An 18,160-nucleotide genomic window follows, 5' to 3' on the forward strand; every position below is an offset into this window, starting at 1 on the left:
TGCGGTGGGGCTTACAGCAGCCACTCGATCGGCATCAGCGAGAAGAACCAGGTCATGCCGCGCTTGATTGCGCCGGCGCCAGGCTCCCGCGTGTGCCGGGTGAGCCCGTCGTCGGTCCGTTCGATCCAGCGGATCTCGCCGTCTTCCAGCACCAGCCGATAGGCGCTGGTGGGCACGTGCATCTCGAAGGTGTGGCTAATGGCGCGGGCGAGGTCGGGGCTGTCGATGACGAAACCCAGTTCGGTGTTGAGCAGCACCGAACGGGGGTCGACGTTGTAGGAGCCGATGAAGACCTGTCGGTCGTCGATCACCACCGCCTTGGCGTGCAGGGTGGTCGCCGGGCTGCCGAACGGGCCGGCGCCCTCGGGACGCGGGTCTTCCTCGGCCACCCGACGCATCTCGTAGAGCTCCACTCCCGCCTCGAGCAGCGGTTTGCGATAGCGCGCGTAGCCGGTGTGCGCCGGGGCCATGTCGGTGGCATCCAGGGAGTTGGTCAGCACGCGCACGCGCACGCCACGACGGGCCAGCGTGGCCAGGTCCTCGGTCAGCGTCGGGGTGGGGACAAAGAACGAGGAGATGATGTCGATCGAGTGGAGCGGCGGGCGCAGCTGATCGCGCAGCGAGAGCGTGAGCAGGTCGTTGGGGTCGTGTTCGCCCAGGCCCTTGGTCGGCGGGTCGATCACCAGCCGGGTGGGCGCCCATTCGAGGCTCAGCTCCCCGTTGAGCAACTGGCCGATGACGTAGTTTTCGCGCACCGCCACCATGAGCTCGCCGGCGTGTGGGTCGAGGGCGATGGCATCGGCCTCGAAGTCCAGGGTCTCGCGCACCCGGTTCACGGTTGGCTCGTCCGGCACGGGCAGGATGCGATGCACCGGATAGGCCGAGTCGCTTTGCCAGTAACGGTCGAACCCGAGCGAGACCTCGTCGACCACCGACCCCACCGCGAGGATGTCGAGGTCCGAGAACAGGAAGCCCTCGGTGGCGCCGAAGTAGCTGTCGCCGATGTTGCGCCCGCCGCTGATCAGGGCCTGGTTGTCGGCGATGATCACCTTGTTGTGCATGCGGCGATTGGCGCGATCGAAGTCGGTGAGAAAGCCGAGCCAGCGCGCGTCGCGCGCCATGAACGGGTTGAACAGCCGCACGGCGATGTTGGGGTGGGCGTGCAGGGCGGCAAGCTGGGTGTCGAGCTGGCGGGTGCCCTGATCGTCGAGCAGCAACCGCACGCGCACGCCCCGGTTGGCGGCATCCAGCAGTTCGCGCAGCAAGAGGGTGCCGGAGCGGTCGGCGTACCAGATGTAGTACTGCAGATCGAGGCTGCGCTGGGCGGTGCGCGCGAGATGGGTCCAGGCGGCGAAGGTCATCGCCGGGTCCGAGAGCAGGTAGACGCCGGTCTGTCCGGGGTGGGCGGCCTTCGGCGGGGCCAGCGCATCGCCCAGGGGCGTGGCACGCGCCTCGGCCGGCTGGATGGCCGTGCTGACGTGCCGACCCTCCAGCGGCGGCAGGGCGCAGCCGGCGAGCAGCAGGGCGAGCAGGGCGGCGAGCGCGGCCCGTCGTTGCGCCCATTCCTTGCCCCACCGGCAGATCGGTCGCGCGCTCAATGGCCTCGTCAATGGAGAATCCTCCCCGTTCGACCGCGGCTTGTGCCCGTCGATCATTCCATTATTACCCACCCGGGAATGTCCACCCGGCGTCAGGCGGTTGCCTGTTGGCCTTGCCCTCCGTTGGAGGCACGGGCCCGTTCGGGGTTCCCCATGATGCGCCAAAAGGGTGCATCGGACGCGATCGGCTGGCACAATCGCGCCCCTCGCGACAATCCATCGCCTGCTTATTGATAGCTGACCGTTATTGATAGTCGAGCGTGCCTTGTCGGGATAAGTCCGTGGAAAACACTAAAGTTTTCGCCAGGCGGTTCGATACCCAACATGCGACCAGGCAGATGTTGGTCGGTCGTGTGCCGCTGCTCCCGCTGTCCCGATCCTCACTACCGCCGTACCGAGAAAAGCCTCACCCATGCGCAAGAACCTCCCCGTCACCGACACCGAACGCACCTTCGCCCCCGGCGAGCGTCTGGTTTCGACCACCGATCTCAAGGGGCGCATCACGCATTGCAACGACGCCTTCGTGGCGATCAGCGGCTTTTCTCGCGACGAGCTGATCGGGCAGCCCCACAACATCGTGCGCCATCCTGACATGCCGCCGCTGGCCTACGAGGTGATGTGGAGCCATCTCAAGGCGGGCCAACCGTGGATGGGGCTGGTGAAGAACCGCTCGAAGAACGGCGATTTCTACTGGGTGGATGCCTACGTCACGCCGATCACCGAGCACGGCGAGGTGGTCGGCTACGAGTCGGTACGCTCCTGTCCGTCACGCGAGGACGTTCAGCGTGCCGAGCGCCTGTACCGTCGCATCAACCAGCGCGGGTATCGGGTGCGGCGTTTTCGCCTGCATGCCCAGGACGTCGTCGGTGCGACGGGGCTGTGCGCCGCGGCCGGCCTGTGGCTGGGCGGTCTTGGCGCGGCGGCGTTGCTTGCCCTGGCGGGCACGGGGCTCGCATTCGGGCTGATGGGGCGCCTGCGCGAGCGGCGCCTGATCTCGGCGCTGAACGAGCAGATGCCCAATGCCTTCAGCCACCCGCTGGCAGTGGAGTCCTACACCGGCGACGTGGGGCTGTTGGGGCGACTGAAGGCCTCGATCAAGAGCGAGCAGGCGCGGATGATCACCGTGCTCACCCGGATCGAGGATGCCTCGGACCAGGTCAGCCGCCAATCGTCGGTGAGCCTCGATCTCTCGACCCAGGCCAAGGAGGAGATCGCGCGCCAGCAGGCAGAGACCGAGCAGGTCGCGGCGGCCATGCACGAGATGTCGACCACCATCAACGACGTCTCCGAGCACGTCCAGCGCACCGCCGACGAGGCCAATCGCTCGCAGGAACTGGTCGAGGAAGGGCGGGGGCTGTCCACCCGCACGCGCGAGTCGATCGTCGACCTGCAGGAGACGGTCAACGCCATCGGCGAGTCGGTGGAAGGGGTCTCGAACCAGACCGGCGCGATCGCCAGTGCCGCCGGCATCATCGACCAGATCGCCCAGCAGACCAACCTGCTGGCCTTGAACGCGGCCATCGAGGCGGCGCGCGCCGGCGAACACGGCCGCGGCTTTTCCGTGGTGGCCGAGGAGGTACGGGATCTGGCCCGCCGCACGCAGGAGTCAACGCGCGATATCCACGAGATCATCGCCACCCTGACGCAACAGGCCGAGGAATCCGTGGCCGTCGCCCGCCGCGGTCGCGAGGCGGCCACCGCCGGGGTTGATCGCGTGCGCGAATCCGAGGAAATGCTCAATGGCGTGGCCGAGGCGGTGGCGCAGATACGCGACATGGCCACCTCGATGGCCGCTGCGGTCGAGGAGCAGGCCACCGTCTCCGACGAGATCGATCGCCAGGTGCACAACATCTCCGATCTCGCCAATTCCAGCCTCGACCAGTCGGCCGCGGCCGAGGACAAGATTCACGATCTCGAGCGCATTGCCGCCGAGCTTCACGAGCTGGTCACCCGCTTCAAGCGCCACTGACAACCCGTCCCTTTCCGCCTTCTCGGTTCAGGTAGCCCCTGCGCGACTTGTCATCCGTCCGGCAGCCATAGGACGTTCCCTGAATGGGTCCGGTGAAGAGCCGGAGGAAGCACGGAGGCTATGGCTGGGTCGATGCGCATGACACGCCGATGACCGAACACGGCAAGGTGTTCGGTTAGGAGGCGGTCCGAGCCTGCCCGTCACACGAGGATGTGCGGCGGGCCGACCGGCTCTATCGGCGTATCTATCAGCGAGGCTATCGGGCGCGTCGTTTCCAGCCGCCTAGTCAGGATGTGCTCGGGGTGCTGGGGTTGCTTGGCTCGGCCGGCCTTGATTGGGTGACTGTCCCGGAGTACTCCTTGAGGAGCTCGCTAACGCGGTGCTTCTCGTCCTCGTTATGGGCATGGGCGACGACCGTCCACTCGCCGTGCGTTGATGCGTCGCGGGTGTCCGCGAGCACACGCTCATGATCCAGTCGAACGGACACGATACCGGCACTCAGCATGCCGAACAGGCCGCCGACCACGGCGAGAATTCCATAGACCCAGCCCGGGCTCGCCGTGGCCCAATCGAAACCGGCGCCGATCAGGATGCCGGCGACTATCAGGCCGACGACGGCACCGATCACGCCGAGCGCGGCATTGGAACGAAGTAGGGTCCGGGAAATCTCGGACGGCTCCGGATCCAACTGCTCCGCCCGCTGGGGGTCGTCCGGCTCGACCACGTGGATATGTTCGTTGGATAGCCCGACCTTGGCGGCCAGGGCGCTTGCGGCTTCACGGGCGCGGCGCTCGTCATGGAATACGGCGTCGACCACGTGCGGGAAACGTTCGGAAATGATTTCTGCAGGGTCCATAACATACCCTCCTCTGTGGCGATCCGTAACGGGATCGGAAAAATACCCGAGTCCTGTCAATGAGATCCCCACAGGAGAATGTAGTTCAGATCGTCGGGCATATGGCGTTCAGTGCTCTGCACGCTAGAGATCAGTGGTGGCTTGAGGCGCACCACGACTGCATGTGAGCTTCACCAGTGGGTGACTCGCTTCAAGCGGCACTGACACCAATCCCTTTTCGCATTCCCGGTTCAGGCAGCTCCTGCGCGAATAGCCACGCCGTTCGACGGCCGTCGGATGATCAGTGATCTGTCGATTGCGCTTTAGTGCGCGTTCTATGAACTATTATCTCCGTCAAAACTCCGATGAACAGGTAACGGATTTTTGGTTGAAATTCGGCCGTTAACTGGATTAGGAGGTGGTTCATGACTCAGGCAGAGATCATCAGCGAACGGTTTCCCCACAAGGTCAGTGCCGTGTTCCACAATGGTTCCCGCGCCCGCGATGCGGCCAACGCCCTGGCCGCCAAGGCCGGTTTTTCCTCGGACCAGATCGACTTGGTCGATCCCCACGACCCGCAGCTGGCTCACAAGGTCGAGAAAGACTCCGGCGCGATCTTCTCGACGATCCTGCGCTCGCATGCCGTGTTGGCGGTGGTTGGTGCCGTCGCCGGTCTCATCCTGGCCGGGGTGTTTGTCGGCGCCGGTTTCGATTGGGCCACGACGAGCCCGGGCTGGGTGTATGGCGTGTTCGCGGTGGTCGGTGGTGCCATCGGCATGCTGGGCGCGGGACTGGTCTCGATTCGTCCCGACCACGAGCCGGTGATCGCCGAGACCCAAGGCGCCAGCAAGCACGGCGAATGGACGGTGGTGGTCCACGCTCGTGACGAGGACGAGAAGCACAGGGCCGACGAACTGCTCGAGCACTATTCAAAAGAGGTCGCCGAATCGCTCTGATACGCTGGCGTCCCCGTTGTTGGGACGTCGCGCGCGACTTCGCCGGTGCCGTATGCCTCGGGGAAGTCGGGTGGTCGGTGAGTGGCCGTCCGGCCCAATACGCTGGCAGGGAGTTCGTGGATGCCGTTTGATATCGACTGGTCCTCGGTCTATTGGAACCTCACCTACTTGGCGGCGGCCTACGTGCTGGCCCTGCCGGTGGCGCTGGAACGCGAGACGCACTCGCGCTCGGCCGGTCTGCGCACGTTTCCGCTCGTGGCGGTCGCCAGTTGCGCCTACATGCTGCTCGGCATCAACGTGCTCGAATCCAGCGGCGCCGAGGCGCGGGTATTCGAGGGGATCATCACCGGCATGGGCTTCATTGGCGGTGGTGCGATTCTCAAGAGCCAGAATCGCACCACGGGCACGGCCACGGCGGCCAGCCTCTGGACCACCGGGGCGATCGGCGTGGCGGTGGCCTGGAATCATTTCGAGATCGCCCTGCTGCTCTCGATCGTCACCTTCGCCAGCCTGCGGCTGCTGTCACCGGCAAAGCAGGTGCTCAACGGGCATCGTGACGAGGCGGACGAACGCATCTCGGTTCGGGACACGCGCGATGAGGAGCGCTAGTTTGGCTCGTCGTTGACGGGCCGCAGCCATCGTCTGACGCGTCACGCGTCAGCCTAGAAACGAAAGAAGGCCACCGATCACTAGGGAAACTCTGTACGATTCGATGGCATCTCTGGCTCGCGGGTTTGCTCGCAATCAAGGCGCCGGACCGAAGACGGGCTCGTTGCCCGTCGAGGGACGGCAACGACGAGTGCGAGCAAACCCGCGAGCCCCTTTTCGGGCGGACCTCCAAGGGCCCATCTGCGGCGTTGCAGCCCTTGTAAAGGGCGACGGCCCTTCACGGCGGACTGCGCCTTGCATCTGGGCCCTTGGAGGTCCCGCAGAGACGTCATCGAATCGTGCAGAGTTTCCCCAGGTGGCCTTCTTGTCGTCAGGGGAAGGGGATCAGCAACGGCCTTTCTTTGCCTGTCCCGGCGGGCAGAAATGCCCATGGCCGTGACCGTGGGTCTCGCGGTAGCGATGGCGCTCGTGGTGGCCGTCGTCACGGTAATACCGATCATCGCGGCTGTTGCGAGTGGTCACGCCGGTGCCAACGGCCGCGCCGATGCCCGAACCGACAATCGCCCCTTCGCGACCACCGACCTCGGCGCCGACGACGCCACCGAGTGCGCCACCGATTGCCCCGCCAATGGCGGCGTCACGGTGCAGTTCGCCGCCGAACGCGGCGGTGGTCGGCAGGATCAGGGCAGCGAGCAGCGTGCGAAAGCCCAGGGTTTGGATGCGGTGGGTCATGGTCTTGCTCCTGTGAGTGGTTTCACGGGCCAACCGGCCGTACCGGGCCCGTGATGTTCAACCGATGACCGGTTTGATAGGCAGGCTTATCGCAAGTTCCCCATCGACGATCCCAAGGGACTATCCACGCGAAGCTCATTGCGCAGACCGCCTCGAGAGGTCAGTCGGTTTCGCCGTCCGCCTCCTCGGCGGTGGGGCCGACGATCACGACGACACGTTTCTGCGGCTCGACGTGCCGGTCGAAGGCCTGGCGGATCTCGGCGGCCGTGACCGCCTCGACGCGCTCGGTGTAGTCGTCGAAGTAGTCGAGTGGCAGGTCGAGGAAGGCCAGCGCACCGATCTGCTCGACGATCTTGCCGTTGCTGTTCAGGCGCATGGGAAAGCCACCGACGATATTGGCCTGGCTGTCGGCCAGTTCCTCGTCGCTCGGCCCCTCGTCGATGAAACGTGACAGTTCCTCGTCCATCAGCGACAGGGCGGTCTCGACCTGGTCGTTGCGCGTCTGGATGCCCATCACCAGTCGGCCGCCGGCACGCAGGGGCATGAGATAGCTGTAGGTGCTGTAGGCCAGCCCGCGCTTCTCGCGCAGCTCGGACATCAGTCGCGAGGCAAAGCCGCTGCCGCCCAGCATGTGGTTGCCCACGTACAGCGGCAGGTAGTCCTCGTGCTTGCGCGGGATGCCGTCGAGGGCAACCAGTACGGTCGACTGTTCCGAGGGGAAGTTGATGCGCAGCGTCTCGGATTCCTCCAGCGGCGGCACCTCGGGCAGGGGCGGAGCGGGTTCACCCGTGGGCAGGCCGTCGGTGAGCGTATCGGCCAGGCGGCGCGCCTGCTCTGCCTCCATATCGCCGACGATCACCACGGTGGCATTGGCGGCCACGTAACGCTGCTGATGGAAGTCCCGCACATCGTCGGGGGCAATGGACTCGACCGACTCGCGGGTGCCGTCGGTGGGGTGGGCGTAGGGGTGATCGCCGAAGGCCGCCTTGCGCAGGGCGTCGCTCGCGACCGCCTGCGGGGATTGCTGGCGGGACTGGATGCCGCGCAGTTGCCGCTCGCGCTCGCGCTGGATGTCGTCGTCCTTGAAGGCCGGCTTGGCGATGACCTCGGCCATCAGCTCGACCGCCGGCCAGAGCCAATCCTCCTCGGTCAGGCTGCGCAGACGCACGGCGCTGGACTCGAGGTTGGCGCTGGCGGAAAACTCGGCCCCGACGCGGGCGAAGCCGTCGGCAATCGCCTTGGCGTCCCGCTCGGTGGTGCCCTCCTCGAGCAACGAGGCGGTCAGGCTGGCCGTGCCGCCTTTACCCGCGGGGTCGCGCGCACTGCCGGCATCGAAGATCACCCGGGCGTCGACCATCGGCAGGCTGTCGGTGGGATAGAACAGCACCTCGGCGCCGTTGTCGGTCTGCCAGGTCTCGACCGGCAGGACCGGTTCGGCACGCGCCGTGGCCGAGATCAGCAGGGCGCCGAGCGCGAGGATCGCCGGCCAAAAGCGGCTGCGGGCATCAGTGGACACGTTCGATACCTCCGGTCGGGCTTGGCAAGTCGGTTGATTCGTCGGACGACGTCGGCTGGAGGGTGGCAATGGTCAGGCCGTCGTCCTGGAAATACTCTCGGGCGACTGCCTGCACGTCCTCGATGGTGACCGCACGCACGCCCTCGACGAACCGGTCGGCCAGTCGGTAATCCAGACCCACGGTCTCGTACATGCCCAGCTTCATGCCCTGGTAGAACAACGAATCACGTTCATAGACGTCCGAGGCGACCACCTGCGCCTTGATGCGCTCGAGTTCGTCGGTCCCGACCGGTTCGCTCTTCAACCGCTCGATCTGGTCGCGCAAGAGCCGCTCGACTTCGTCGAGGGATTGCCCGTCACGCGGGGTGGCATCGACGGTGAACAGGGTCGTTTCCCGCGCGTTGAGGTTGTACCCTGCCGAGGCGCCGAGAGCTTGCCGGCGCGCACCAGGTCGTTGTTCAGGCGCGCCCCGGAATCGCCGGCGAGGATGCCGGAGACGACGGCGAGCGCGTAGGCGGTGCGCGACTCCTCGGCGGTGACCAGCGACGGCACCTTGTAGCCCATCGTGACGTGCGGCAACTTCGCCGGAATGGACAGGTGGGCGCGCTTGAGGCCATGTTGCTCCATCTCCTCGCGCGGCTTGGCCGGCGGCAGGTCGCGCCGTTCGATCGTCCCGTAGTGACGCTCGGCCAGTTCGACCACCGCCTCGGGTTCCACGTCGCCGACCACGATCAGGGTGGCGTTGTTGGGCGCGTAATGCTCGCGGTACCAGCGCTGCAGGTCCTCAACGGTGTAGGCATCGATATCGGTCTTCCAGCCGATAACCGGGTGGTGATAGCCGCTGCTGGTAAACGCCGTGGCGTAGAGCAGCTGGTTCAGGCGGGCATTGGGGTTGTCGCGCACCCGCGAGCGCCATTCCTCCTTGACCACCTCCTTCTCGCGGGCGAACTCTTCGGGGTCGATCTCGAGGTTGGCCATGCGATCGGCCTCCCAGCGCATCACCGTCTCCAGCTCATCGGCCGACAGGGTCTGGTAGTACCCGGTGAAATCGCGGCCGGTAAACGCGTTTTCCTCGCCACCGAGACGCGCGATGATGTCCGAGAACTCGCCGGGGCCCAGGTTTTCCGTGCCCTTGAACATCATGTGCTCGAACATGTGGGCAATCCCGGTGATCCCGCCCGGCTCGTCGACCGAGCCGACCTTGTACCAGATCTGGTGGGTGACCACCGGGGCGCGCTCGTCGGGCAGGACGAGGACCTTGAGGCCGTTGTCGAGCGTGGTTTCGTGGACCGCGGCGCTCGTCTTGCCCGCGGCCGCCATCGGGGCGGCGATCAGCGCAAGCGAGGAGAGCACGACGGGGAGCAGGGCGGCGAGATAACGTCGGGTCTGCATGCGTTTGGTCTACCAGGGAGTTAACGAATGGGGCGCCATGTGGGCATGGTCGGAATCGGTGTGACCGTTGCCGCGGGCGGCGGTTTCAAACTCCCGCCGCCGGGTCCAGACTCAAGGCTCGGGTTCCGAAAGACGGCCGCGGGAGGTGCTTGCATGGATTTCTCGATCATACAGGGCAATATCGCGACGCAATCGGCCGATTGCCTGGTCAATGCCGCTGGGACATCACTCGCAATGGGCAGTGGTGTGGCCGGTGCGCTGCGTGAGGCGGCCAACGGGCCGATCAACGAGGCGGCGATGGCCCAGGGGCCGGTCCCGCTGGGCGGTGTGGCCGTCACGCAAGGCTTCGATCTGCCCGCCCGCTGGGTAATCCACGCGGCGGCCATGCCGCATTACGGCGATGGGCGCGCCACGGAGCATAGTATCCGTGCAGCGGTTCGCAACACCTTGGCCAAGGCCGACGAGCTGGGGTGTCGCTCAATGGTGATCCCGCCGCTGGGCTGCGGCGTGGCCGGCTTCGACCTGGCAACCGGGGTGCGTTTGATCCTCGAGGAGATCGACCGCTACGAGCCCGCCACGCTGACCGACCTGCGGTTGATCGTCTATCGCGAGGCGGATCGGCAGGTGGTCGAGGACGTCGCTCGCGCGGTTCGTGGCGTCTGAAAGACCAAGGTGACCACGAAAAATCCGGCCCCGGTTGTGCTCCCGGGGCCGGATGGTTGATGGTCGAAGGGTCCTCGTGGATCAGGCGTTGACTACCCGCCGGGGCCCACTGCGCGGCGCCTCCTCCATCGCCGGTGGAGCACCGTCGGACGCCTTCTTGTCCGCGTAGGGCGTGCTCGGCCCGTTGACCAGGAAGTCCATCAGGTGATTGCGGAACGGGTAGTAGTGGTCGTCGTGATGCATCTCCTGGCGGGAACGCGGCTTGGTCAACGGGTTGTAGGCGCACTCGGCCACCTCGGCGAACGGCCCGTTGGTCATCAACAGGATCTTGTCGGCCAGCAGGATCGCCTCGTCGACGTCGTGGGTGATCATGAACACCGTCTGGTTGGTGGCCTGGCAGATCGCCAGCAACTCGTCCTGGATCACCCCGCGGGTCAGCGCATCCAGCGCACCGAACGGCTCGTCCATCAGCAGCATCTTCGGCTCGATGGCGAAGGCCCGGGCGATGCCGACGCGTTGGCGCATCCCGCCGGAGAGCTGGTGGGGCTTCTTGTCGATCGCCGGGGTCAGGCCGACCATGTCGACGTACTTCTCCACCTGCGCGTTCACTTCATCCTTGGAGTGGTGCTTGAAGCGGGATTTCACCGCGAAGGCGACGTTCTCGCGCACCGTCAGCCAGGGCATCAGGGCGTGGCCCTGGAAGACCACGCCGCGGTCGAGGCCCGGTCCGGTGACTTGCCGGTTCTCCATGAAGACGTAGCCGTCGGTCGCGGCGTCCAGCCCGGCGAGGATGTTGAGGATGGTCGACTTGCCGCAGCCGGAGTGGCCGATCAGGCAGACGAATTCGCCCTTTTCGATCTCGAAGTCGAGGTTCTGGAACACGGTGACCGGTTCCTGGCCCATCGGCGCGGGGAAGGTCTTCTCCAGGCCGTCGACCTGGATGAATGCGGGGGTAGTCATGGTCAGACCTCCTTATAACTGACGGCCTTGCCAAGCAAGCCGAAGATCATGTCGAGGATCATGCCGACCACGCCGATCAGCAGGATGGCGAAGATCACGTTGGCGAGATCGAGGTTGTTCCACTCGTTCCAGATGAAGTAGCCGATACCGGTACCACCGACGAGCATTTCCGCGGCGACGATGACCAGCCAGGCGATGCCCATCGAGATGCGCATGCCGGTGAGAATCGTCGGGGCGGCGGCCGGCAGGATCACCTGGAACGCCTTCTTGATCGGGCCGACCTCGAGGGTCTTGGCCACGGCGAGCCAGTCGTCGCGGACCGAGGCAACCCCGTAGGCGGTGTTCACCATCATCGGCCAGATCGAGCAGATGAAGATCACGAAGATCGACGAGATCGAGGCGTCCTGGATGATGTAGAGCGCCAGCGGCATCCAGGCGAGCGGCGAGATGGGTTTCAGTATCTGGATGTAGGGGTCCAGCGCCTTGTGCATCAACGGCGACATGCCGATCAGGAAGCCCAACGGCACGGCGACCAGCGCGGCGAGCGCGAAGCCGGCCAGCACCCGCCAGAGCGAATGGGCCAGCTGGATGCCGATGCCCATGTCGTTGGAGCCCGAGACGTAGAACGGATCGGACAGGTGCGTCCAGATTGCCGAACCAATATCCCCCGGGGTGGGGATGTCGGATTCCTGGACGGTATCCAGCCCCATCATCGCGGCGTACTCGGGGTCCATGTCGCCGAGATCGACCTGGGTGGGCAGGGTCGCCCCCCACCACGCGCCGACGAAGGCGAGCAGCAGGAGAATCGAGACGATGCCGGCGCGTAAGCGCAGTGACTGGCTCATGGTTTAGGCCCTCCCGATCTCGAACGATTCGAGGTATGCCTGCGGGCGTGCCGGGTCGAATTCCTTGCCCATGATCATGTGCTTTTTGCTGTTGATCTCGGGTGCCGGCAGGCCCATCTCGGCCAGGCGCTGGCGCGCGTCGGTCGCGCGGAAGATCTCCTCGGCGATGTCGGCGTAGTCGATCTCTTCTTCGATGTAGCCCCAGCGCTTCATCTGCGTGAGGATCCACACGCCCATCGATTCCCACGGGAACGGGTCGAAGTCGGCACGCTCGGGCTCCTCGATGATGTTGCCCAACCCGTCGGCGTAGCGGCCGGTCATCACCTGGTCGAGCACGATCTTCGGCTGGTTGAGGTAGTTGGCCGGGGCGATCGCCTCGATGATCTCCGGGCGGTTTTCCTTCTTGTGCGCGTAGACCGTGGCGCTGGCAATGGCGCGGAACAGCGCGGAGAAGGTGTTGGGGTTTTCCTCGACGAAGCTCCTGGTTGCACCGAAGGCGCAGCAGGGATGGCCGTCCCAGAGATCCTTGGACAGCACGTGGATGAAGCCGGCGCCCTCGTAGACCGCGCGCTGGTTGAACGGCTCGGGGCCGAGGAAGCCGTCGATATTGCCGGCCTTGAGGTTGGCGACCATCTCCGGCGGGGCGATGACCTTGAGCTGGACATCCTGGTCCGGGTCGACGCCGTGCTCGGCGAGGTAGTAGCGCAGCAGCAGGTTGTGCATCGAGTGGTCGTAGGGGATGCCGAAGGTCATGCCCTTCCAGTTGCTCGGATCACGATTCTCCTTGTGCTTGTTGTGCATCGTGATCGCCTGGCCATTGATGTTCTGGATGGTGGCGACGTAGGTGTCCTGCTGACGCGCGCCGACCCCGAGCGAGGCGGAGATCGGCATCGGCGAGAGCATGTGCGAGGCGTCGAGCTGGCCATTGGCGACGTTGTCTCGAATCAGTGCCCAGCCGGCGGTCTTGACCACCTCGACGTCGAGGCCTTCGCGCTCGTAGAAGCCCATCGGGTGGGCCATGATGATCGGCGTGGCGCAGGTGATCGGGATGAAACCGACCTTGAGCTTCTTCTTCTCCAGCGGCCCGGCCGGATCGGCGGCAATGGCCTTGGCGGCAGCCATCGGGAAGAAGGTCGAGACGGCGGCCATCGCCGTGCTCACGCCCACGGCCTTGATGAAGTTGCGACGGGTCCGATCTTCCGGGAACAGCGAGCGCATGACCGAGGATTCCACGGCGCGGTTGAGGGCGGCCTCTTCGTCGGTCGGGTTCGGGCTGGCGCCGATGGCGGCATTGTGGTCCGCCTGGCTGGCGTGCTTGCCGCAGGTGCAGCCGCGGTGCAGTGACTGGTCGGGATCGAACGGGTTATCGAATGTGGACATGGTTTCGCTCTCGGGTCGGTGAGTGACGACCTCGAGATTGCAGATGCCGTGCCACACCGCTCGTTTGCGCCAGATCAACGCGAATTGGCCGAAAATGACGCATTTTCGCACCAGGAGGGAGCGGTGGCGGGGGATCGATCCCGTTCTTGGTGCGTCGGTGAGGGCCGTATCGCCGCGCAATGCCCGCCAATGGCGGACAAAGTCTTAGGTCCGCTTCTTGCACTTCCGGGAATGTCATTCCTTCAGACCCGGAGCCCCCATGAGCGACGCCCAAGCCCTCCAGTCGTCGGCACGCGCCGACAGTGCCGATGCCGAACTGCTGGTCGTTCACGAGGCCACGCAATGGCTCTCGCACCTGAACGACCCGGATACCGTGATCGGCCGGATGCTGCGGCTGCTCTCGCAGATCACCGGCCTCAACCGTGGGCGCGTGGTACTCCCCGATGCCAGCGGCGAGTTCATGGAGATCCGCTACGCCTACGGGCTCTCGTCCGACGAGCGCGACCGCGGCCGTTACCGGGTAGGCGAGGGCGTGACCGGGCGGGTGATGCGTACCGGGCAGGTGGCCGTGGTCCAGGACATCGACGAGGAGCCGGTCTACCTCACCCGCGCGGTCGAGCGCGACACCCTGCCGCCCGAGACGGTCGCCTTCCTGGCCGTGCCGATCCTCAACGAGGACCAGCCCATGGGCGTGCTGGGTGCCCACCGCATCCGCGAGCGCCACCGCCCGTTGCACCGCGACATCACGCTGCTGCGCATCATGGCCGCCCTGATTGCGCGCGTGCTCAAAGTCGACGACCTGATCCGCGAGCAGACCGCCGCGCTGGCCGAGGAGAACGAATCCCTGCGTGAGGCCCTGTCGAGCAACCAGGAGGCGCGTCACGGCATCCTCGGCGAGAGCCCGGCCTTGCGTCAGGCCTTTCGCCAGACCCTGCATGTCTCGCCGACCCAGGCGACCGTGTTGCTCAACGGCGAGTCGGGCACCGGCAAGGAGCGTTTCGCGCGCATGGTGCACCTGACCAGCCCCCGCTGCGACGGGCCGTTCATCGCCATTAACTGCGCGGCCATCCCCGATGCGCTGCTGGAATCGGAATTGTTCGGTCACGAGAAGGGCGCGTTCACCGGGGCGGTGTCGGCCAAGAAGGGCAGCGTGGAACTGGCCTCCGGCGGCACGCTGTTCCTCGACGAGATCGGCGATCTGGCCTTCGATTTGCAGTCCAAGTTGTTGCACGTGCTGGAAAAACAGACCATCCACCGGGTGGGTGGCACCAAGGACGTGCCGGTGGATGTGCGCATCATTGCCGCCACCCACAAGAACCTGCAGGAGGCGGTCAACCAGGGACGCTTTCGCATCGACCTGTTCTACCGGCTGAACGTCTTTCCCATCCACCTGCCGGCGCTGCGCGAGCGCGACGGCGACGTGAAGCTGCTCGCGCGGCATTTCCTGCAGGTCGCCAGCCAGGAGTTCGACCGCAACGCCACGTTCGAGGCCGGCGTGCTCGATCGACTGGCCGCCTACAACTGGCCGGGCAACATCCGGCAACTGGAGAACGTGATCAAGCGCGCGGTACTGGTGGCCCAGAACGGCTGGATCACCGTGGCCGATATCGAGCTGATCCTGACCCACGAGTCGCACGTCACCGATCACCTTGAGGCCGGTGGTCGCCCGGAGCCGTCGGCATCGACGCCGGGGCCGGGGGACCCCGCGGGCATGGGAGCGGGGAACACGGGCCCTGACCACGCGCCGTCGTCATCGCCAGGGTCATCGCCCGGGTCACCACATGGGCAGCCGCCCGGGCGCGCCTACCGCTGGGTGCGCGAAGACGAGGCCGATGCCCTGCTGGCGGCCCTGGAAGCGACCGGAGGCAACAAGACCCAGGCCGCCTCTCGGCTGGGCATGACCACCCGGCAGTTCCGTTACCGCCTGGACAAGCTGGGTTTGCAAGGGGGGTGAGCGGGGGTGTTTCCCGGAAGTGGTCGCGGTCAGGAAGAAGCTGGTGGCGGTGACGCTTTTCCTGCGTTTCCGTCTTTCTGTTCGATCAAGGGCAGGTAGCCGGGCAGGGCCTCGACCCGTGCGATCCACTGGCCGATGGCCGGGTAGGGGGCCAGCGACACGCCGGCCTCGTCGGCCAGTGCCACGTACGGGTAGCAGGCCAGATCGGCGATGGTGGGATGGTCGGCGGCGAGCCAGTCGGCCTGTTCGAGGCGTTGCTCCATCAACGCCAACCCGGCGCGTCCCTCCTGCTGGCACTGTTCGCGGTTGAATGGGGCACCGAGCCGCCAGACGGCGCGGGCACGGGCCAAGCCGTAGAGGAGTTCGTCACCGGCTACGGCCAGCCACTGCATCACGGCCGCCTCGGCGGCCGGTTCGTCGGGGAGCCATCGGCGGGTGCCGTAGCGACGTGCGAGATAGATCAGTATCGCCATCGAGTCCCAGATGCGCACCTCGCCGTCGACCAGGAACGGCACCTGGCCGCGCGGGTCGATGCGTTTGAATTCGGGCGAGGCGGGTTGTTTGGCGACGACGTCGATGGGCGCGCGCTCATACTCCAAATCGAGCATCGAGAGCAGCAGTCGCACCTTGTGGCAGTTGCCGGACAGGGGGAAGTCGTAGAGCGTAATCGAACTCACGGCGGTGTCTCCGGGAGTGGGTCGGGGCGGACGTCCGTTCGGCCCGCAGAAGAAAGGCCCGGCATGCCGGGCCCCACTGAAATGCCTTGGCGCCGCAGGGGCGCGTCAGGTTCAGGCCACGAAGGGCAGGCCTTCCTCGATCGGCAGGCTCGGGTCACGCGACCACTCGTTCCAGGAGCCGAAGTACAGGCGCACGTTCTCGATGCCCGCCGCGCGCAGGGCGACCAGCGTGTTCGACGCCCGCGCGCCCTTGAAACAGTACAGGAACACCTCGGAATCCGGCGAGATGCCGACGCTGTCGCACTCGGCACGGATCTCGGCCGGTGACTTGAAGCGTGCGACGTCGCCGGGCTTCATGAAGCGATACCACTCGATCCACTTGGCATCAGGCAGACGCCCCTTGCGCGGACAGAAATCCTTGCCGTAGGGCGAGGAGCTCTCGGCGATCCACTCGTCGACGTCGCGCACGTCGAGCAGGACCACGTCATCGCGCTCCAGGGCCGCGAGCACGTCGTCCTTGTCCAGCATGACGTCGCTGGCGCTGCTGTCGAGCGGAAAGGCGGCGGCCACCGGGGCCGGTGAGTCGGTGCTGACCGGCAGGCCGGCTGCCACCCAACCCTGAAAGCCGCCGTGCAGGATGCTGATTTTGTCCTTGGGGTAGCCGAGGTGTTCGAGCAGGAACAGGCCGCGACAGGACTGGCCAAAGCCCGTGTCCATGGCGTCCTCGTAGAGCACGGCCACCTTGTTGCCATCCAGCCCGGCTGCACCGAACTTGTCGCTGAACCGTTGTTCGAGTTCGGCCAGCCCTTCCGGGGTTGAAGTGGCCAGGAAGGTGAAGATTTCCGGCATGTTGATCGCCCCCGGCAGATGCCCGGCGGCGTAGGCCTCGGGGCTGCGCGTGTCGATCGGCACGATGGCACCGGGATCGAGTGACTTGAGATCCTGCGGTTCGATCAGGGGGTTGCTCATGGGGTGCTCCTGGGGCTTCTGGCCCGGTGGGTGGCTAGGCGGTGGTCGATGGGTGGGACCACCTCAACTGACGCGTCCCGTGACGCGCCGGTAAAGGGATTCGTGTTCACTGACCGCCTTGCCGGCCAGGGCGTAGCCGGCGAGTTGGCCGCGGCTGACGAAGTCGTTGCGTTGGCCCTCGGCCACGGTGTGCGGGGTCCAGCGGCCCAGGTCGGCAAGCCGGCGGTCGGGCGGGCAGAGCATGATCGGCAGACTGGGGGTCTTGACGCGAATCGCGGCCGGACGGTGCTCGAATGGCTCACAGTCGCCATTCAGGGCCGCGGCTGCTGTCGTGGCCATGCGGCGGATCGGCTCGATGAAGAAATAGCTGCGCCCCTTGATCTCGGCGCAGTCGCCGACGGCATAGACGTGCGGGTCGCTGGTCTGCATGGTCTGCGCCGAGGCGAGGATGCCGCGGTTGGTGACCAGCCCGGCGCGGTTGGCCAGATCGGTGTTGGGCACGAGCCCCATCGCCGAGATCACCTCGTCGGTGCGGATCTCGCAGCCGTTGGTCAGCGTGACCTTCAGGCGCCCGTCGGCCGGGTCGACGCGGGCGAGGCTGATCCCAGGGCGAAAGTCGACGCCCTTGGCTGCCAGGTGTCGCCCCAGCTCGTCGCCCAACGGGGCGGGGGCGAGCCGGTCGAGTGGGCGCTCACCGAGATCGAGCACGGTGACGCGATGCCCTCCGGCGGTCAGGTCCTCGGCCAGTTCCACGCCGATCAGGCCGGCACCGATGATGGTGACGTGGCGCGTTTCGCCTTCGAGACGGGCACGCAGACGCTGGTAGGCGGCGAGATGGTTGAGTCGCGTGATGCGAGGGGCGGCATCGCCGTCGAAGGCGCGAAAGCGCTGGCGGGCACCGAGGGCGAGCACCAGCTCCCCGTAGTGGACCGGGCCGCGGGTGGTCAGCAGCCGCTTGCCGTCGGTGTTCAGCGCGAGCACCGAGGTGTTCGGTTGCAGGGTGATGCCCAGTTCGGCGGCCTTGGCCGGCCCGCTCTGCTCGACGAGGTCCTCCGGGGCGCGGCCCTGGCTGATCGCCATCGACAGGCCCGGCTTGGTGTAGGCG

17 protein-coding genes are annotated in these 18,160 nt (G+C 66.2%); 5 read left to right on the forward strand and 12 right to left on the reverse strand.

The features are described 5' to 3' along the window. Positions 1-11 precede the first annotated feature (11 nt). Complete coding sequence (locus FAZ79_RS00715) at positions 12-1,598, reverse strand: phospholipase D family protein (protein WP_211238762.1); 1,587 nt, start codon at positions 1,596-1,598, stop codon at positions 12-14. Between the two features lie 412 nt (positions 1,599-2,010). Between FAZ79_RS00715 and FAZ79_RS00720 the strand changes: the two genes are divergently transcribed. Continuing rightward, positions 2,011-3,567, forward strand: a complete 1,557-nt coding sequence (locus tag FAZ79_RS00720) for a PAS domain-containing methyl-accepting chemotaxis protein (RefSeq protein WP_136866004.1) — start codon at positions 2,011-2,013, stop codon at positions 3,565-3,567. Between the two features lie 286 nt (positions 3,568-3,853). Here FAZ79_RS00720 and FAZ79_RS00725 read toward each other — a convergent pair whose 3' ends face one another. Continuing rightward, positions 3,854-4,423 (reverse strand): hypothetical protein, encoded by a 570-nt coding sequence (locus FAZ79_RS00725; protein ID WP_136866005.1) that lies wholly within the window; start codon positions 4,421-4,423, stop codon positions 3,854-3,856. A 404-nt stretch (positions 4,424-4,827) separates the two neighbouring features. On the opposite strand from FAZ79_RS00725, the gene FAZ79_RS00730 reads away from it, so the two are divergent. Both FAZ79_RS00730 and FAZ79_RS00735 read left to right on the forward strand, forming a co-directional pair. Beyond that, on the forward strand, positions 4,828-5,358 hold the full coding sequence (locus FAZ79_RS00730; protein ID WP_136866006.1) for a hypothetical protein: 531 nt from the start codon (positions 4,828-4,830) through the stop codon (positions 5,356-5,358). 120 nt (positions 5,359-5,478) lie between these two features. Further along, positions 5,479-5,967, forward strand: coding sequence for an MgtC/SapB family protein (locus FAZ79_RS00735; RefSeq protein ID WP_136866007.1), 489 nt, complete (start codon positions 5,479-5,481; stop codon positions 5,965-5,967). Between the two features lie 384 nt (positions 5,968-6,351). Here the strand turns inward: FAZ79_RS00735 and FAZ79_RS00740 are convergent, their stop codons facing one another. The 4 genes from FAZ79_RS00740 to FAZ79_RS00750 form a co-directional block, all read right to left on the reverse strand. Beyond that, positions 6,352-6,699 (reverse strand): glycine zipper domain-containing protein, encoded by a 348-nt coding sequence (locus tag FAZ79_RS00740; RefSeq protein WP_197039239.1) that lies wholly within the window; start codon positions 6,697-6,699, stop codon positions 6,352-6,354. Positions 6,700-6,859: 160 nt separating this feature from the next. After that, positions 6,860-8,215, reverse strand: coding sequence for a pitrilysin family protein (locus FAZ79_RS00745; protein WP_136866008.1), 1,356 nt, complete (start codon positions 8,213-8,215; stop codon positions 6,860-6,862). Continuing rightward, a complete protein-coding gene (locus tag FAZ79_RS11780) occupies positions 8,205-8,600 on the reverse strand; it encodes a hypothetical protein (protein ID WP_282097219.1) in 396 nt (131 codons plus the stop codon). Before FAZ79_RS11780 ends, FAZ79_RS00745 begins: the two co-directional genes overlap by 11 nt. Next, positions 8,516-9,607: a pitrilysin family protein gene (locus tag FAZ79_RS00750; RefSeq protein WP_282097214.1), complete on the reverse strand. Its 1,092-nt coding sequence runs from the start codon at positions 9,605-9,607 to the stop codon at positions 8,516-8,518. Before FAZ79_RS00750 ends, FAZ79_RS11780 begins: the two co-directional genes overlap by 85 nt. A 153-nt stretch (positions 9,608-9,760) precedes the next feature. Here FAZ79_RS00750 and FAZ79_RS00755 point away from each other — a divergent pair, with 153 nt between their 5' ends. Next, positions 9,761-10,270, forward strand: a complete 510-nt coding sequence (locus FAZ79_RS00755) for a macro domain-containing protein (RefSeq protein WP_136866009.1) — start codon at positions 9,761-9,763, stop codon at positions 10,268-10,270. 81 nt (positions 10,271-10,351) lie between these two features. Here the strand turns inward: FAZ79_RS00755 and FAZ79_RS00760 are convergent, their stop codons facing one another. The 3 genes from FAZ79_RS00760 to FAZ79_RS00770 are packed head-to-tail and all read right to left on the reverse strand — an operon-like array spanning position 10,352 to position 13,455. Continuing rightward, a complete protein-coding gene (locus tag FAZ79_RS00760) occupies positions 10,352-11,230 on the reverse strand; it encodes an ABC transporter ATP-binding protein (RefSeq protein WP_136866010.1) in 879 nt (292 codons plus the stop codon). A 2-nt stretch (positions 11,231-11,232) separates the two neighbouring features. Beyond that, entirely contained in the window at positions 11,233-12,075 is an 843-nt protein-coding gene (gene ntrB / locus FAZ79_RS00765) for a nitrate ABC transporter permease (RefSeq protein WP_136866011.1), read from the reverse strand. 3 nt (positions 12,076-12,078) lie between these two features. Further along, the gene (locus FAZ79_RS00770; protein WP_136866012.1) at positions 12,079-13,455 is read right to left on the reverse strand and encodes an ABC transporter substrate-binding protein; all 1,377 of its coding nucleotides are present in this window, start codon (positions 13,453-13,455) and stop codon (positions 12,079-12,081) included. Between the two features lie 259 nt (positions 13,456-13,714). Between FAZ79_RS00770 and FAZ79_RS00775 the strand changes: the two genes are divergently transcribed. After that, positions 13,715-15,409: a sigma 54-interacting transcriptional regulator gene (locus FAZ79_RS00775; RefSeq protein ID WP_136866013.1), complete on the forward strand. Its 1,695-nt coding sequence runs from the start codon at positions 13,715-13,717 to the stop codon at positions 15,407-15,409. Positions 15,410-15,438: 29 nt separating this feature from the next. On the opposite strand, the gene FAZ79_RS00780 is transcribed toward FAZ79_RS00775, so the two are convergent. From FAZ79_RS00780 to FAZ79_RS00790, 3 genes are all read right to left on the reverse strand, one after another. Then, entirely contained in the window at positions 15,439-16,086 is a 648-nt protein-coding gene (locus FAZ79_RS00780; protein WP_136866014.1) for a glutathione S-transferase family protein, read from the reverse strand. 111 nt (positions 16,087-16,197) lie between these two features. Beyond that, a complete protein-coding gene (locus FAZ79_RS00785; RefSeq protein ID WP_136866015.1) occupies positions 16,198-17,055 on the reverse strand; it encodes a sulfurtransferase in 858 nt (285 codons plus the stop codon). 63 nt (positions 17,056-17,118) lie between these two features. Continuing rightward, positions 17,119-18,135, reverse strand: coding sequence for an FAD-dependent oxidoreductase (locus FAZ79_RS00790; protein ID WP_247709451.1), 1,017 nt, complete (start codon positions 18,133-18,135; stop codon positions 17,119-17,121). Positions 18,136-18,160: the final 25 nt, after the last annotated feature.

The organism is Guyparkeria sp. SB14A (assembly GCF_005096345.1).
Lineage (GTDB): Bacteria > Pseudomonadota > Gammaproteobacteria > Halothiobacillales > Halothiobacillaceae > Guyparkeria > Guyparkeria hydrothermalis.

Coding starts and splice junctions, on each gene's coding strand:
- FAZ79_RS00720 (WP_136866004.1), top strand. CDS start 2,011: ATGCGCAAGAACCTCCCCGTCACCGACACCGAACGCACCTTCGCCCCC.
- FAZ79_RS00725 (WP_136866005.1), bottom strand. CDS start 4,423: ATGGACCCTGCAGAAATCATTTCCGAACGTTTCCCGCACGTGGTCGAC.
- FAZ79_RS00730 (WP_136866006.1), top strand. CDS start 4,828: ATGACTCAGGCAGAGATCATCAGCGAACGGTTTCCCCACAAGGTCAGT.
- FAZ79_RS00735 (WP_136866007.1), top strand. CDS start 5,479: ATGCCGTTTGATATCGACTGGTCCTCGGTCTATTGGAACCTCACCTAC.
- FAZ79_RS00740 (WP_197039239.1), bottom strand. CDS start 6,699: ATGACCCACCGCATCCAAACCCTGGGCTTTCGCACGCTGCTCGCTGCC.
- FAZ79_RS00750 (WP_282097214.1), bottom strand. CDS start 9,607: ATGCAGACCCGACGTTATCTCGCCGCCCTGCTCCCCGTCGTGCTCTCC.
- FAZ79_RS00755 (WP_136866009.1), top strand. CDS start 9,761: ATGGATTTCTCGATCATACAGGGCAATATCGCGACGCAATCGGCCGAT.
- FAZ79_RS00760 (WP_136866010.1), bottom strand. CDS start 11,230: ATGACTACCCCCGCATTCATCCAGGTCGACGGCCTGGAGAAGACCTTC.
- ntrB (WP_136866011.1), bottom strand. CDS start 12,075: ATGAGCCAGTCACTGCGCTTACGCGCCGGCATCGTCTCGATTCTCCTG.
- FAZ79_RS00770 (WP_136866012.1), bottom strand. CDS start 13,455: ATGTCCACATTCGATAACCCGTTCGATCCCGACCAGTCACTGCACCGC.
- FAZ79_RS00775 (WP_136866013.1), top strand. CDS start 13,715: ATGAGCGACGCCCAAGCCCTCCAGTCGTCGGCACGCGCCGACAGTGCC.
- FAZ79_RS00785 (WP_136866015.1), bottom strand. CDS start 17,055: ATGAGCAACCCCCTGATCGAACCGCAGGATCTCAAGTCACTCGATCCC.
- FAZ79_RS00790 (WP_247709451.1), bottom strand. CDS start 18,135: ATGGCGATCAGCCAGGGCCGCGCCCCGGAGGACCTCGTCGAGCAGAGC.